10 protein-coding genes and 1 tRNA gene are annotated in these 14,226 nt (G+C 72.1%); 4 read left to right on the top strand and 7 right to left on the bottom strand.

All coding sequences use genetic code 11. The features are described from left to right. Positions 1 to 6: 6 nt before the first annotated feature. From DZA62_RS14460 to DZA62_RS14450, 3 genes are all read right to left on the bottom strand, one after another. Positions 7 to 1,350: an LPXTG cell wall anchor domain-containing protein gene (locus DZA62_RS14460; RefSeq protein ID WP_157987681.1), complete on the bottom strand. Its 1,344-nt coding sequence runs from the start codon at positions 1,348 to 1,350 to the stop codon at positions 7 to 9. A gap of 118 nt (positions 1,351 to 1,468) precedes the next feature. Next, positions 1,469 to 2,737 carry a DUF4032 domain-containing protein gene (locus tag DZA62_RS14455; protein WP_116949838.1) on the bottom strand — a complete coding sequence of 423 codons (1,269 nt, stop codon included), beginning with the start codon at positions 2,735 to 2,737 and terminating at the stop codon, positions 1,469 to 1,471. A 67-nt stretch (positions 2,738 to 2,804) separates the two neighbouring features. Beyond that, positions 2,805 to 3,926, bottom strand: coding sequence for an ABC transporter ATP-binding protein (locus DZA62_RS14450; protein ID WP_116949602.1), 1,122 nt, complete (start codon positions 3,924 to 3,926; stop codon positions 2,805 to 2,807). A 206-nt stretch (positions 3,927 to 4,132) separates the two neighbouring features. Between DZA62_RS14450 and DZA62_RS14445 the strand changes: the two genes are divergently transcribed. The 3 genes from DZA62_RS14445 to DZA62_RS14435 all read left to right on the top strand — a co-directional run bounded on the left by DZA62_RS14445 (position 4,133) and on the right by DZA62_RS14435 (position 7,435). Further along, positions 4,133 to 5,170 (top strand): LacI family DNA-binding transcriptional regulator, encoded by a 1,038-nt coding sequence (locus DZA62_RS14445; RefSeq protein WP_198663768.1) that lies wholly within the window; start codon positions 4,133 to 4,135, stop codon positions 5,168 to 5,170. A gap of 97 nt (positions 5,171 to 5,267) precedes the next feature. Next, positions 5,268 to 5,708 carry a CBS domain-containing protein gene (locus DZA62_RS14440; protein ID WP_116949600.1) on the top strand — a complete coding sequence of 147 codons (441 nt, stop codon included), beginning with the start codon at positions 5,268 to 5,270 and terminating at the stop codon, positions 5,706 to 5,708. A 407-nt stretch (positions 5,709 to 6,115) separates the two neighbouring features. Next, a complete protein-coding gene (locus DZA62_RS14435; RefSeq protein ID WP_116949599.1) occupies positions 6,116 to 7,435 on the top strand; it encodes an MFS transporter in 1,320 nt (439 codons plus the stop codon). A 442-nt stretch (positions 7,436 to 7,877) separates the two neighbouring features. On the opposite strand, the gene DZA62_RS14430 is transcribed toward DZA62_RS14435, so the two are convergent. From DZA62_RS14430 to DZA62_RS14420, 3 genes are all read right to left on the bottom strand, one after another. Continuing rightward, positions 7,878 to 7,954, bottom strand: a tRNA-Thr gene (locus DZA62_RS14430). 62 nt (positions 7,955 to 8,016) lie between these two features. After that, entirely contained in the window at positions 8,017 to 10,464 is a 2,448-nt protein-coding gene (gene secD / locus DZA62_RS14425; protein WP_116949837.1) for a protein translocase subunit SecD, read from the bottom strand. Positions 10,465 to 10,666: 202 nt separating this feature from the next. Further along, entirely contained in the window at positions 10,667 to 11,074 is a 408-nt protein-coding gene (locus DZA62_RS14420) for a hypothetical protein (RefSeq protein ID WP_157987680.1), read from the bottom strand. A gap of 107 nt (positions 11,075 to 11,181) precedes the next feature. On the opposite strand from DZA62_RS14420, the gene DZA62_RS14415 reads away from it, so the two are divergent. Then, positions 11,182 to 11,484, top strand: a complete 303-nt coding sequence (locus DZA62_RS14415; protein WP_198663766.1) for a twin-arginine translocase TatA/TatE family subunit — start codon at positions 11,182 to 11,184, stop codon at positions 11,482 to 11,484. Here DZA62_RS14415 and DZA62_RS14410 read toward each other — a convergent pair. Next, on the bottom strand, positions 11,429 to 14,224 hold the full coding sequence (locus tag DZA62_RS14410) for an AfsR/SARP family transcriptional regulator (RefSeq protein WP_116949596.1): 2,796 nt from the start codon (positions 14,222 to 14,224) through the stop codon (positions 11,429 to 11,431). The genes DZA62_RS14415 and DZA62_RS14410 overlap by 56 nt on opposite strands. Between the last annotated feature and the right edge of the window lie 2 nt (positions 14,225 to 14,226).

The raw sequence follows: 14,226 nt of genomic DNA, 5'->3' as shown, positions 1-14,226 counted from the left end.
CGTGGGTTACGCGACCGTGCCGCGGCGGAACCGGTACAGCAGCGCCGCGCCGGCCACCAGGGCCGCACCCAGCGTCACCAGCACGCCGGTGCTGCCGGCGCCGGTGTCAGGCAGGTCGTCGTCCGAGGTGGGCGACGGCGACGGCGTCGGGTCCTCGGTCGGCTCCTGCGATGGCGTCGAGCTCTCGGACGGCTCGTCCGTCGGCTCCTGCGTCGGCGACTCGCTGGGCTCGTCGGTCGGCTCGTCCGTGGGCTCGTCCGTCGGGTCCTCGGTGGGCTCGTCGGTGGGCTCGTCGGTCGGGTCCTCGGTCGGGGTCGGCGTCGGTGTGGGCGTCTCGCACTCGATCGGCGCCACGACGTCGATGCCCTTGTGCACGAGGTCCTGCGGCGGCACGCCGTCGGCCCGGCTGGCGTGCATGATGTCGACCGGCACCCGGCCGCATTCGCCGCCGTCGTCGTCGACGGCATGCTTGTCGGGCGTCGACACGATGCCCGGGCCCTCGACCCACGGCCCCTCGATGGTCGCCGGCGCCCACGGGTGCTCGGCGAGGTTCTCGGTGCCGAGGAACGTCAGGGTGGTGCTGCCGGCGTCGTTGTTGTGGGCGATGACGAACGACTCGAGCTCGTCGGAGTACTGCCAGTCCGCCGAGAACGCGTTGGCCACCGAGAAACCGCGCGAGTTCTCCGGCGTGAACGGCTGCCAGCCGTCGGCGGTGACGACCTCGGTGCCGGTGGCGAACGTCGGGTCGGACGAGCGCCACGCGAACTGGCCCGCACCGTTGCTGGGCAACGCGCCGGCGCCGGTGGTGTCGGTGAAGATCAGGTAGAACTGCCCGTCGAGGTAGACGGCGCTGGGCTGGCCGGCGCCGTAGCCGTTGCCGGTGTCCTGCTGGTTCGCCGGCGTGATGATCGGCTGGTCGACCATGCGCTCCCAGCTGAGGCCGTCGGCGCTGCGGGCCACCCCGATGGTGGTGACGCCGTCGTTCACGGCGGCGCCGTAATACAGGTAGTAGGTGCCGTCGACCTTGACGACCGACGGGTCGCAGGCGTGCTGCCCGTCGAAGCTGGCGTCGCCGCGGCCCTCGAAGACGATCAGCGGGTCGCCGCCGCCCGGCGCGGTGAACGGGCCGTCGAGGTTCGGCGACTCCGCGTACAGGATGTCGTCGCCCGGCACGGCGCCCTGCGGATCCTGCGCGCAGTACCACATGCGGTAGACGCCGTTCTCGGCGATGATCGTGGGCGCGTACTCGTAGGCCGCGTCGCCGCCGGTCAGCGGCCCGGAATTGGGTCGGGGGTTCTCGGTGGTGAGCGGTACGTCCTGGGCGATCGCCGGGCCTGCCGCCGTGAGCACGAGGGCAGCGCCGGAGGCCGCGGCCGCGAGTGCGAGAACACTGCGCGTGCGTATGGAGTGGCGCCTCATTCAGTTCCCAAGGGTCATGTGCCCGCGCCGAGCACCATAACAGGTGGGGTTACTGAAGGTCGTTCCACGTGATGCGGAACGGCTGCGTGGTGTCGGGCTCGGCGCTGGTTCCGCCCAGGATGGCCAGCTCGTCGGGCTTGTGCGGCAGCACGGTGTCGACGTAGTCGCGCGCGGCCTCCTCGAGCCCGACGTCGCGGCCCAGGTTCTCGGAGAGGTACCAGCGGTGCTCGAGCACCTCGTGGAAGATCTCGGGCCCCTCCAACTTCCCGCGCAGCTCGCGCGGGATGGCGCGCAGGACCGGCTCGTAGCTGTCCAGGACCCAGGCGTTGGCGACGATCTCCTCGTCCTCGCCCTGCTGCTCGGTGACGGCGGCATAGGTGTCGAGGTCGTTGAGCAACCGGCGGGCCTGGTTCTCCTGTGCGTCGATGCCGGTGAGGCGCAGCAGCCGGCGCGAGTGGTGCCCGGGGTCGACGACCTTCGGCTGCACCCGGATGGTGCGCCCGCCGATGTCGGTGACGATGTCGAGCTCGTCGACGTCGAAGCCCAGCTCGTTGAGGCGGTCGACCCGGCGGGCGATGCGCCAGCGCTCGTTGACGTCGAACGCCTCCCATTCGGTCAGCTCGGTCCACAGCGCCTCGTACCGCTCGACCACCTGATCGCTGACGGCGATGGGGTCGACGCTCTCGTCGAGCTGGCCGGCGGCGAGCAGGTCCATCATCTCGCCGGCGATGTTCGTGCGGGCGGTGTCGAGGTCGTGCGCGCGCTGGCCGTCGCTGAGCCCGTTGTGCAGCTCGCCGGTCTCGGCGTCGACGAGGTACGCGGCGAACGCGCCGGCGTCGCGGCGGAACAGTGTGTTGGACAGCGAGCAGTCGCCCCAGTAGAAGCCGGTGAGGTGCAGCCGCGCGATCAGCACGACCAGCGCGTCGATGAGGCGGTCGACGGTGTCGCGGCGCATCATGCGGGCGAACAGCGCGCGGTACGGCAGCGAGAACTGCAGGTGCCGGGTGACGAGGACGGAGTCGAGCGGCTCGCCGTCGGGAGCCTCGCGGCCGCTGACGACGCCGACGGCCTGGACGGCCGGGACGTCGAGCCGGGCGAGATCGCGCAGCATCTGGTACTCGCGGTCGGCGAACGGCTTGACGATCTCTTTGAGCGCGTAGACGTTGCGGCCCAGCCGCGTGAAGCGGACGACGTGGCGCGAGATGCCACGGGGGAGCGCGACCAGATACCACTCCGGCCACTGCTCCAGGGGCATGTCCCAGGGCAGGTCGAGGAGCGCCTGCTGCTCGCGTGGTGCGGCGAGGATCCGAAGCTCCATGGACACCATTGTCCCGTACGGAGCGCCGGATCCTCGCCGCGGCGTTCAGCTGGTGATCAGCCGTGGATCAGGGCTCCAGCCGCTCGCCCGTCTTGACCGAGAAGAAGTGCTCGCTGCCCGGGCGGACGGTGAAGTTGATCTTCTCGCCCTTCTGCGGCGCGTTGCGCGGCTCGACCCGCGCGATGATCTGGTCGCTGCGCAGGCGGTCGGCCTGCTCGTCGGCGGCCGGGCCGGCCGGGCGGCCGTACACGTACGCGTCGGAGCCGAGCTCCTCGACGACGTCGACGAGCACCGGGATGCCGCCCGGCTCCTCGGCCGACGCCGGGATGAGCGCCTCGGGACGGAAGCCCAGCGTGACGGTGTCGGAGCCTTCTTCGGCCACCTTCGAGGAGATGGACGCCGGGATGGCGATGTCGGCGGCGCCCAGGGTGGCGCGGCCGTCCTTGACGTCGAACGTCGCGATGTTCATGGCCGGCGAGCCGATGAAGCCGGCGACGAACACGTTGGACGGCTTGTCGTACAGGCCCAGCGGGCTGTCGACCTGCTGCAGCAGGCCGGCGTTGAGCACCGCGACGCGGTCGCCCATGGTCATGGCCTCGACCTGGTCGTGCGTGACGTAGACGGTGGTGATGCCCAGCCGGCGCTGCAGGGAGGCGATCTGGGTGCGGGTGGAGACGCGCAGCTTGGCGTCGAGGTTCGACAGCGGCTCGTCCATGAGGAACACCTGCGGCTCGCGGACGATGGCCCGGCCCATGGCGACACGCTGACGCTGACCACCGGAGAGCGCCTTCGGCTTGCGGTCGAGGTACTCGGAGAGGTCGAGCAGCTTGGCGGCGTCGCCGACACGGCGGCGGATCTCGTCCTTGGGGGTGCCGGCGATCTTCAGGGCGAAGCCCATGTTGTCGGCCACCGTCATGTGCGGGTACAGCGCGTAGTTCTGGAACACCATCGCGATGTCGCGGTCCTTGGGCGGCATGTGGGTGACGTCGCGGTCGCCGATGCGAATGGCGCCGCCGTCGACCTCTTCGAGGCCGGCCAGCATGCGGAGGCTGGTGGACTTACCGCAACCGGAGGGGCCGACGAGAACGAGGAACTCCCCGTCCTCGATGGCGAGATCGAGCGCGTCGACCGCCGGCTTGTCGGTCCCCGGGTAGATCCGGGAGGCCTTGTCGAACGTGACCGTAGCCATCGTTGATTCCCTTCACCGGCAGGTACGTGCCGGACGATCCGTTGTGAAGTGGACGGGGTATGAAGTTGTCCCGCTGGTTACTGGCAGGTTGCGGGTGTTACGAGACACTATATGGCGACACTCGATACGTCACCCGGGCGTGACGTAGGTCACGCGGGGGTGTCTGTGGCCGCTGGTCGGTGCCCTCCGCGCGGTACCGTCCGTCCATGACGGTGCGGCTCAGCGACGTCGCCCAGCATGCCGGGGTCAGCGAGGCGACGGTCAGCCGGGTGCTCAACGCGAAGCCGGGCGTGGCCGCGCAGACCAGGCAGGCCGTGCTGGCGGCGCTCGACGTCCTCGGCTACGAGCGGCCGAGCCGGTTGCGCTCGACCAGCGCCGGGCTCATCGGGCTGATCGTGCCCGAGCTGGAGAATCCCGTCTTCCCGGCGTTCGTGCAGGTCATCGAGACGATTCTGGCGCAGCGCGAGTACACGCCGCTGCTGTGCACCCAGACGCCCGGCGGCGTCACGGAGGACGAGTACGTCGAGATGCTGGTCGACCGCGGCGTCGCAGGCATCCTGTTCGTCTCCGGGCTGCACGCCGACAGCACGGCAGGTCCCGCCCGCTACCACCGGCTGCGCGACCTCGGGCTGCCGATTGTCCTGGTCAACGGGTTCGTGCCCGGGCTGGACGTGCCGTTCGTGTCCACCGACGACGTCGCCGCGGCCGAGCTGGCGGTGCAGCACCTGGCGTCGCTCGGGCATCGCCGCATCGGCCTGGCGATCGGGCCGCGCCGGTTCGTCCCGGCCGCCAGGAAGATCGAGGGATTCACGCGCGGGCTGCGCGCGGTCCCGGGCGCGCCTGACCCGGACGGCCTGGTGGCGACGTCGTTCTTCACCGTCGAAGGCGGCCGGGCGTGTGCGGAGCAACTGCTCGACGCCGGCTGCACGGCGATCGTCTGCGGCTCGGACCTGATGGCGCTGGGCGCCGTCCGGGCGGTCCGGCAGCGGGGGCGGGCGGTGCCCGGCGACGTGTCGGTCATCGGGTACGACGACTCGCCGCTCATCCCGTTCACCGACCCGCCGCTGACGACCGTTCGGCAGGCGGTCCCGGCGATGGCGGCGGCCGCCGTCCAGGCACTGCTGGAACAGATCGCCGGCGCGCCCGCGGACCGTTCGGAACTGCTGTTCACGCCCGAGTTGGTGGTGCGCGGGTCGACCGGACCGGCGCCCACCGCCGCGCTTGCCCCGGACAATCCGGGGTAAAAGCACCCCTGACTGACCAGAGGCCTTTCCTGATCGTCGCGAACGCCGTACGGTTCAAAGGCACCAGGAGTACTCCGAGCCGGGTAGGAGGCCCCCGATGCGCATCTCCGACATCATCCGGACCAAGGGCAGGGCCGTCGTGACGGTGCCCCCAGACACCGACGTCCGATCTCTGCTGACCGTCCTGGCCGAGAACCGCATCGGCGCCGTCGTGGTCTCGCCCGACGGCGGCACGATCAGCGGCATCGTCTCCGAGCGCGACGTCGTCCGGGCGCTGGCCGCCCGCGGTGCCGCCGTGCTCTCCGAGCCGGTCTCCGCGATCATGACCGCCGACGTGCAGACGTGCGTGCCGCACCAGCACATCGACGAACTGGCCGCCGCCATGACGGTCGGCCGGTTCCGGCACATGCCGGTGGTCGGCGACGAGGGCGGGCTCGACGGCATCGTGAGCATCGGTGACGTCGTGAAGATCCGCATCACCGAACTCGAAGTCGAGCGCGACTCCCTCTCGTCCTACATTCGCACCGCCGCCACCTGACGGCCAATTCCGGCGAATCGACCCCCGAGTCGTCGTTGGACCCATGAGGCCCTCCACCGATCGGCCGATCTTTCCTGACGTTTACCGGCAAATCGGTCAGCGTGTTCCCAGGTCCGGGCGCGTCGACATGCACGACTAGTCGATTTCTGAAAGTCTTTTGCCCGTCTAGAAGCCTTTGCCCAGGAACTTGTGCGCGAGATTGTCATGCGTTGTGAACAGCCGCGCATTCTCGGATGTGGTGGTTTTCGAGCCGCCACTTCCGATTGTGGGGACCGCCTGAAATCAAACCCGCAGTCGGAATGGTCACATGCCCTCGTGACCGATGGACGGAGGGCCCGGTGCTCCCTCCTGGGGTGCCGGGTCCTTCGCGATCGCCCCGGCGAGCGGCAGTGGACAATGGAACCCTGATGTCGACTCCGCGCCGCGCCTGGACCATCTGGGCCGTCGGCGTTTCCGCGTACATCGTCGCGGTCATGCACCGCACCACGTTCGGCGTGGCCGGCCTCGACGCCGCCGACCGGTTCGACGTGTCGGCCAGCGTGCTCGCCTCGTTCGTCGTGCTCCAGCTGGTGGTCTACGCCGGGCTGCAGATCCCCATCGGCATGCTGCTCGACCGCGTCGGCGGGCGACGGCTGGTCATCGCCGGGGCGCTGCTCATGGCCGCCGGTCAGGCCGTGCTCGCGGCCGCCGGGTCGGTGCCGCTGGCGGCGACCGGCCGGGTGCTCGTCGGCATGGGCGACGCGCTGACGTTCGTGAGCGTGCTGCGCATCGTCTCCGCCTGGTTCCCGCCCGGCCGGGTGCCGGTGATGACGCAGCTCACCGGCCTGGTGGGGCAGGCGGGCCAGGTGTTGTCGGCGGTGCCGTTCGTCATGGTCCTGCATTCCTACGGCTGGAGCGCGGCGTTCGGTTCGGCGGCCGCCACCGGCGTGCTCGTGTGCGTGCTGGCTGCCGCGGCGCTGCGCGACACTCCGTCGGCGCGGGCGCAGCCGGTGGCCGACGGCTCCATGCGCCACCTCGGCGCGGACCTCGTCACGGCCTGGCGGCATCCCGGCACCCGGCTGGGGCTGTGGACGCACTTCACGACGCAGTTCTCCGGCACCGTGTTCGCGCTGATGTGGGGGTTCCCGTTCCTCGTCTCCGGCGAGGGCCTCTCGGAGGCGGCGGCCGGCGCGCTGCTGACCCTCACCGTCATCGCGGGCGTGGTGGCGGGCCCGGTCATCGGCGTCATGGTGCAGCGGCACCCGCTGCGGCGGTCGTGGCTGGTGCTGGGGATCGTGTTCGCGAACGCGGCCGCCTGGACCGCCGTCCTGCTGCTGCCAGGGCGGGCGCCCGGTTGGCTCCTGGTGCTGCTGGTACTGTCGATGGCGCTGAGCGGACCCGGCTCGATGATCGGCTTCGACTTCGCCCGCACGTTCAACCCACCGAACCGCCTGGGCACCGCGACCGGCATCGTCAACGTGGGCGGGTTCGTGGCCTCGCTGCTGACCATCCTGGCCGTCGGCCTGGTGCTGGACGCCCGCAGCGGCGGAGCCTCGTCGCAATACGAACTGGGCGACTTCCGCGTGGCGATGTGCGTGCAGTACCTGATGTGGACGATCGGGCTGGTCGGCATCCTGCGCTCGCGGCGGCAGGCCCGCCGTCGCATGGCCGAGACCGGCGTCGTCGTCCCGCCCCTCCGCGACGTCCTGGCGGCCCGTCGCCGCCACCGTCGTGGAGAGCGGCGGTGAAGCGGTCGCGGTGGGTGCGGATGAACGCGGGCTCCGGCAACGCCCGCTCCGGCACCGACGACACGCACCACGTCAACGCCAGGGAGCCGACGTCTCCTGCGGGTGGCCGGGCGCGGCGAAGCCGACGTCGACGAACGCTACCGGGACGCCGCCGAACCGGGATGCTCGCTTGCCAGGGTGTGGTCCCCGCCCGGCTGGGAGGGCTTCCCACCCTACGGGCGGGCGCTGACAACCGTCGCGCAGACGACAGCCGGGCCCGAACGACACAGTCCTCCGCGACCCCCGCGAGCAGCTCATGACCTGCCGAGCAGCGCGCCTCGATGGGGGAGCGTTTGGTGGTGCCAGAGCGACACCAGACACTCACCCGTTCTGGTCGCCTCGCACCGTGGCGGACCGCGGACGCAGCAGAAGATCCGCTGGTGCCGCAGGACAGGCGTCGATCTGGAGCCCGAAGTCGGATTCGAACCGACGACCTACCGCTTACAAGGCGGTTGCTCTGGCCAGCTGAGCTATTCGGGCGGAGGAGGAAACGGTACCCGAGCGGGTACCGTCGCCTCCACTGCGTCAGGTGACGCGGTCCGTCAGACGACGGCGCCGTAGTTGGGGTCTTCGCGGCTGCGTTTGTCGGCCTTCTTCGGCGCCGGCGGCGGGGCCGGCTTCTTGTCCTCGAGCAGGATCGTCAGTGGCACTGCCGTGAAGTTCGACGAGTACGTGCCGACGATGATGCCCAGGACCAGCGCGAGTGCGAAGTCGGACAGTGAGTCGCCGCCGAGGATGAGCAGCGCGATGAGGATGAACAGGGTGCTGGCACCGGTGTTCACCGACCTCGGCAGGGTGTTGAGGATGGCCGTGTTGGCCACCTCGCGGAAGCGCTCGCCGTCCTTGCGGGTCCAGGTCTCGCGGACGCGGTCGAACACGACGACGGTGTCGTTGACGCTGTAGCCGATGATCGTCAGCAGGGCGGCGAGGAACATGCCGTCCAGCGGTTTGCCGATCCAGGCGAAGATGCCGACGGTGATCACGACGTTCTGGAACAGGGCCACGACGGCGCCGGTGCCGAACGTCCAGCGGAACCGGATAGCGAGGTACGCCAGCTGCGCCGCCAGCGCCACCCCCAGTGCGATGAGCGCGTTGCGCTGCAGTTCGTCGCCGAGGCTGGGGCCGATCAGCTCGTCGCGGACGAGTTCGGCGCCACCGCCGGCTTCGTCGAGCGCGGCGATGACGGCGGCCGCGTCGTCGTCGGACATGTCGCTGGCGCGGACGGTGATGTCGTCGTCGCCGGACTCCTGGACGACGGCCGTCGGGAAGCCGGCGTCCGCGACCGCGGTTCGGGCGTCGTCGACGTCGACGGTCTCGGTGGGTGACACCTCGATGAGGCGCCCGCCGGTGAACTCGATGCCGTACTCGAGGCCGCGCACGAGGATGCCGCTGAAGGCCAGCGCGACCGCGACGGCCGAGATCAGCAGCCAGCGCGCCGGCCGGGCCATGAGCTGCGGGTTGCGCCGGCGCAGCCACAGCCGGACCCGGCCGTGGTGGGCCAGGCCGCTGGCGTCGGGGTGACGGTTCAGCCAGCGGCGGTCGACCAGCCACTCGCACAGCACCCGGCTGAGCACCAGCGCCGACAGCAGCGACGCGAGCACACCGATGGTCAGCGTGACGCCGAAGCCGCGGACCGGGCCGGACGCGAGGAAGAACAACAGCGCGGCGGCCAGCAGCGTGGTGACGTTGGAGTCGGCGATGGCCGAGAGCGCGTTCTTGAAGCCGCTCTGGATGGCGCCGCGCAGACTCTTCGTCTTTCCGTCGACGTACTCCTCGCGGGCTCTCTCGAAGATCAGCACGTTCGCGTCGACCGCCATGCCGATGGCCAGCACGAAGCCGGCCAGGCCGGGCAACGTCAGCGTGGCGCCCAGCGCGGTCAGCGCCGCGTAGGAGAGGCCGGCGTAGCCGACCAGCGCGAGGATGGCCATGAGGCCGACCAGGCGGTACGCGACGCCGATGAAGATCGCGGTGGCGGCCATACCGATGATCGCGGCCCAGGCGCTGGCCTCGATGGCGGCCTCACCCAGCGTCGGTCCGACGACCCGCTGCTCGACGGTGGTGACGTCGACGGGGAGCGCGCCGCCCTCGACCAGCGCGGCGAGGTCCTTGGCCTCGTCCTCGTCGAAGTCGCCGGTGATCTCCGTCTGGCCGCCGCGGATGCCGACGCCGCACTGGACGCTGGTGGTGACGTTCGGCGAGGAGATGACGGTCTCGTCGAGGACGATCGCGATGCGGCGGGTCGGGTCGCCGTCGGGCTGGCAGGCGGCGTCGCTGGTGAGCTGCGCCCACGTGTCGCCGCCGCTGCCGGTGAAGTCGAGTGTGACGAGCCAGCCGCCGCGCTGCACGTCGTAGATGGCGTCGGCGCCGTTGATCTCCTCGCCGGTCATCGCGGTGGGCGCGAGGATGAGCGGCTGGCCGGACTCGTCCGGCAGCACCAGCTGGTCGCCGGCGTCCGGTGCCGGGGTCTCGCCCGGCGCCGGGGTCTGCGACGGGGCGGGCGTCGAGCCGGCCACGACGTCGGTGCCGGTGTCGCCGGTCTGGGCCTCGGGCTCGATGGCGCCGCCGACCGAGCCCTCGGTGGCCGGCGGGGTGGCGGCCGGCGTCTCCGCCGGCGGCGTGGCCGGCGGTGTCTCGGCGGGGGTCTCGGGCGTCAGGCCGGAGGTGTCGTAGCCGAGGACGGGGTGCACCGTCAGCTGGGCGGTCTGGCCGAGCGCCTCGGCGGCCTCACGCGGGTCGGAGACCCCGGGCAGCTCGACGATGATGCGCCGGTCGCCGGAGCGGCTCAGCGACGGCTCCGAGACACCGAGCGCGTCGACGCGGCGGCGGAGCACCTCGAGGGCGCGGTCGGTGGACTCGGCGTTGGCCTCGACGGTGTCGGTGTCCTGTGTCTCCAGGACGATCTGCGCGCCGCCTTCGAGGTCGAGGCCGAGGTGCGGGCTGGCGGTGAGCGTGACGAAGCCGGAGCCGACGAGGACCAGCACGGCCGTCACAGCACGGAAGAACCGCCCGCCGTCGCTGGCGACGCCGCGCTTCTGGGCGCGTCGGCGGATCAGCGCGTAGCTGGGCAGGATGATCGCGATGACGGCGATCGCAAGGTAGAGCGCGGACGTGCGTTCCACGGTCAGGTCTCCAAGGGACGTGCCCGGCGAGGGCGTGGGCCCGCCGTCGGACGAGGTTCTGAGGGGACGTCTACTACCGGGAAACGGGCGGGCCGCGCTGCGGGTCGGTGGGCGTCCAGGCGGCGTCGGCCGGGACGCGGTCGGCCGGTGCGAGTGCGGCCTCGAGCAGAGAGAGATCGAGCGGCCCGATGACGGTGCCCGCGGACGTGGGCGGCGCGTAGCCGAGCTTGCCGGTCGCCGGGGCGACGGCGACGGAGAGGTCGCGCACGTCGTCGGCGCCGACGGCCGAGGGCGTCGAGGAACCGTGGTCGTTCTGGGTGGTCGCGATGGACGAGCCGCGCTGCTGGCCGGGTGGTGTGGCGGCGGCCGGCGGCCCGGACGAGATGAGCATCAGGGCGCCGGAGAGCAGGATGGCGGGGAGCGCCCACATCTTCCGGAGCGCGCGGTTGCCCGCGCGGCCCCCGGAGCGGCGACCCGACATGGCTGTGACCTCCTGATCCGGCATCTCGCGAACGGCGCCAACCATACCCGCTGGGCCGGAGGCGTACGATGGTGAGGACCGGTACCTGTCAGGGAAGAAGTGACTCAATGCCTAACATCGGTACACCTGAGCTGATCATCGGCCTCATCGTCATCTTCCTGCTTTTCGGCGCGAAGCGGATGCCGGAGATGGCTCGCGGCATCGGGCAGTCGCTGAAGATCTTCAAGACCGAGATGTCGAAGCCGGCCGACAGCGACGCGTCCAACGCCGTCATCGTGAACCCGCCGCCGGCCCAGCAGCCGCAGACGCCGAACGCGCAGGCCAGCGCCGCGCAGCCGGCCCCGGCCCAGCCCGCTACCGAGACGCCGGCTGCCGCCCCGGCCGACCCGGAGACCCGTCCGGCTCAGTGACCTGCGCGGTCAGTTCAGCCCGCAGCCGTTCGGTGCCACGCTCGCCGAGTTCGTCCAGGGCGGCCACGGCCTGCTGACGCACCTGCGCGGCCGCCGCGGTGTCGCCGGCCGCCTCGTGGCTGTCGGCGAGCTTCCGTAGCGTGACCACTTCGTAGTACGGCCCGTCCAGTTCGCGCAGCAGGTCCAGCGCGCGCTCGAAGCAGTCGACGGCGCGGTCGTAGGCGCCGAGCTGGTGGTGGGCGAAGCCGAGGGTGTCGAAGGTGGCCGCCTCGGCGAGCCGGTCGTCCAGCCCGCGCAGGATCTCCAGTGCCTGTCCGGCGAACTCCAGGGTCCGCTGGCAGCGCCCGAGCATCGCGTGTCCCCAGCCGACGGCGTTCAGCGCCCCCGCCAGCCCGGCCGGCTGGCCGATGCGCCGGAACAACTCGAGCGCGGCGAGGTCGTGGTCCAGCGACTCCTCGTGCCGTCCGGTGCGCTCCTTCACCACGCCCAGCGACCGCAGGGTCCGGGCCTGCCCGATCAGGTCGCCGCGGGCGGCGTAGAGCGCCAGCGCGCGCTGCAGGTGCGCGTCGGCGTCGTCGTTGCGGTCGAGGTAGCCGTAGGCGCGGCCGAGCAGCCGGTGCAGGTGCGCCACCGGCTCGGTGTCGTCCAGGACCCGGACGGCCAGCAGCGCGGAGCTGTTCACCTGGGCGATGTCGCGCCAGCGCCCGCGCCAGTCGAGGTCGATGGTGAGGGCCCAGGCCAGCTGCCACGCATGCTCCGCGTACCCGCGGTCGGCCGCGGTGTCGACTGCCGCCACCAGCGTGCGCCGCTCGGCGGCGAACCAGGCCCGTGCGGCCTCGGGACCGGCGATCCGTTCGGCGACCTCGGGGCCGGCCGTCGGCGGCGGCACCGGCTCGAACGTCTCACGGTCCGAGCGCAGCGGCCGGCTGGCCGCCAGCGCGGTGGCGAGGTAGTGGTCGAGCAGCCGGCGCAGCGCCGGCGTCGGCTCCCCGGGCCCGGCGCCGGCCAGCTCGGCGGCGTACGCGCGCAGCAGATCGTGTGCGCCGTATCGGCCCGGGAGTGCCTCGGCGAGCAGGTGGGCGCGGGTCAGCTCGTTCAGCAGCGGGCGGACGGCGTCGGTGTCGAGGCCGGCGAGCGCGGCCGCCGCGGCGGTGCCGATGTCGGGTCCAGGGGCCGAGCCGACCAGCCGGAACAGCTGCGCCGCCGGTCCGCTCAGGCCGTCGTAGGACCACGAGAACACCGAGCGCAGGTCGATGGTGGCGTCGTCGGCGGCGAACGCCTCCAGACCGCCGCCGGCCGCCCGCAGTTCCGCCACCCGGTACTCCAGCGACTCCGGTTGCTCGGCCACCCGGGCCGCGGCGACGGCGAGCGCCAGTGGCAGCCGTGCGCACAGCGTGACCAGCTCGTCGACGATCGTGGGCTGGGTCGCGGCGCGGTCGCCGATGCGCCGGACCAGCAACTCGCGCGCGTCGGCGACCGGCGGGAGGTCCAGCGTGACCGACCGGGCGCCGGTCGTCGCGGCCAGCCCGAGCAACTGGTCGCGGCTGGTCACGACGGTCAGGCAGTCGGCCGAGCCGGGCAACAGCGGGCGCGCCTGCCGCGCGTCTCGGGCGTTGTCGAGCAGCACCAGCATCCGCCGGCCGGTCAGCACGCTGCGGTAGAGAGCGGCCTGGCCGTCGGTGTCGGCGGGGATCAGCTCGTGCGGCACCCGCAGCGCGTCGAGGAAGCCGCGAATGGCGTCGGTGGGGTCGACCGGTGGCCGGTCGGGATCGAAGCCGCGTAGGTTGACGTAGAGCTGGCCGTCGGGGAACCGGTCGGAGATGCTGTGTGCCCAGTGCACGGCCAGCGTCGTCTTGCCGACGCCCGCCGTGCCGGACACCGTGGCGACGGGGGACGTGGCGGCCGCGTGGTCCAGGAGTGCCAGCGCGTCGGCGCGGCCGACGAAGTCGGGCACGTCGGCGGGGAGCTGGCGGGGCGTGCGGCGCACCGAGGGCGGCATGCGCCGGGCCGGCGTCTGCGCCAGCAGCCGCGCGTACACCGTCTGCAGCCGCGGGCCGGGCTCGACGCCCAGCTCGGTGGAGAGCCGGGCGCGTACCCGCTCGTACTGTGCCAGGGCTTCGGCCCGGCGGCCGGACCGCTCCAGCGTTTCCAGCAGCAACGCCCACGCCGGCTCGCGCAGGGGGTGCGCGGTGGTCAGCTCGCGCAGCTCCGGGACGAGGTCGGCCGGGCGGCCCAGCTCGAGGTCGAGGGCGATGCGCCGCTCCTGCGCGGCGAGGTACCGCTCGGCCAGCCGCGGCGCCTCGGTGCCGGCCAGCCAGGCCGACTCGACGTCGTCGAACGGCCGGCCCCGCCACAGCGCGAGTGCCTCGGTGAGGTGCGCCCGCTGCCGCAGCGGGTCGGCGCTGCCGTCGGCCCGTTCGAGCAGCCGCTGGAACCGGAGCACGTCGACGGCGTCGGGCTCGGCGTGCAGCAGGTACCCGGTGGCGCTGGTCGCGATGAGGTCCGGGCCGAGCAGCGTGCGCAGCCGGGTGACGTAGGTCTGGACGCTGCGCCGCGGGCTGGCCGGCAGGTTCTCGGCCCACAGTGTCTCGATCAGCTGCGCGACGGTGACGGTGCGCCCGGCCGACAGTGCCAGGACGGCGATCAGGGCTCGCAGCCGGCCGGTGGTGACGTCGACCAGCCGCCCGTCCGCCCGCAGGCGCATCGGGCCGAGCAGATCGATCTCGACACGGGTGCTCACTA

The organism is Jiangella endophytica (genome assembly GCF_003427025.1).
Classification (GTDB): Bacteria; Actinomycetota; Actinomycetes; order Jiangellales; family Jiangellaceae; genus Jiangella; species Jiangella endophytica.
The sequence above is the reverse complement of the archived record's forward strand: the minus strand, read 5'-3'. Positions and strand labels throughout refer to the sequence as shown.

Coding starts and splice junctions, on each gene's coding strand:
- DZA62_RS14455 (WP_116949838.1), bottom strand. CDS start 2,737: ATGGAGCTTCGGATCCTCGCCGCACCACGCGAGCAGCAGGCGCTCCTC.
- DZA62_RS14450 (WP_116949602.1), bottom strand. CDS start 3,926: ATGGCTACGGTCACGTTCGACAAGGCCTCCCGGATCTACCCGGGGACC.
- DZA62_RS14445 (WP_198663768.1), top strand. CDS start 4,133: ATGACGGTGCGGCTCAGCGACGTCGCCCAGCATGCCGGGGTCAGCGAG.
- DZA62_RS14440 (WP_116949600.1), top strand. CDS start 5,268: ATGCGCATCTCCGACATCATCCGGACCAAGGGCAGGGCCGTCGTGACG.
- DZA62_RS14435 (WP_116949599.1), top strand. CDS start 6,116: ATGTCGACTCCGCGCCGCGCCTGGACCATCTGGGCCGTCGGCGTTTCC.
- DZA62_RS14420 (WP_157987680.1), bottom strand. CDS start 11,074: ATGTCGGGTCGCCGCTCCGGGGGCCGCGCGGGCAACCGCGCGCTCCGG.
- DZA62_RS14415 (WP_198663766.1), top strand. CDS start 11,182: ATGCCTAACATCGGTACACCTGAGCTGATCATCGGCCTCATCGTCATC.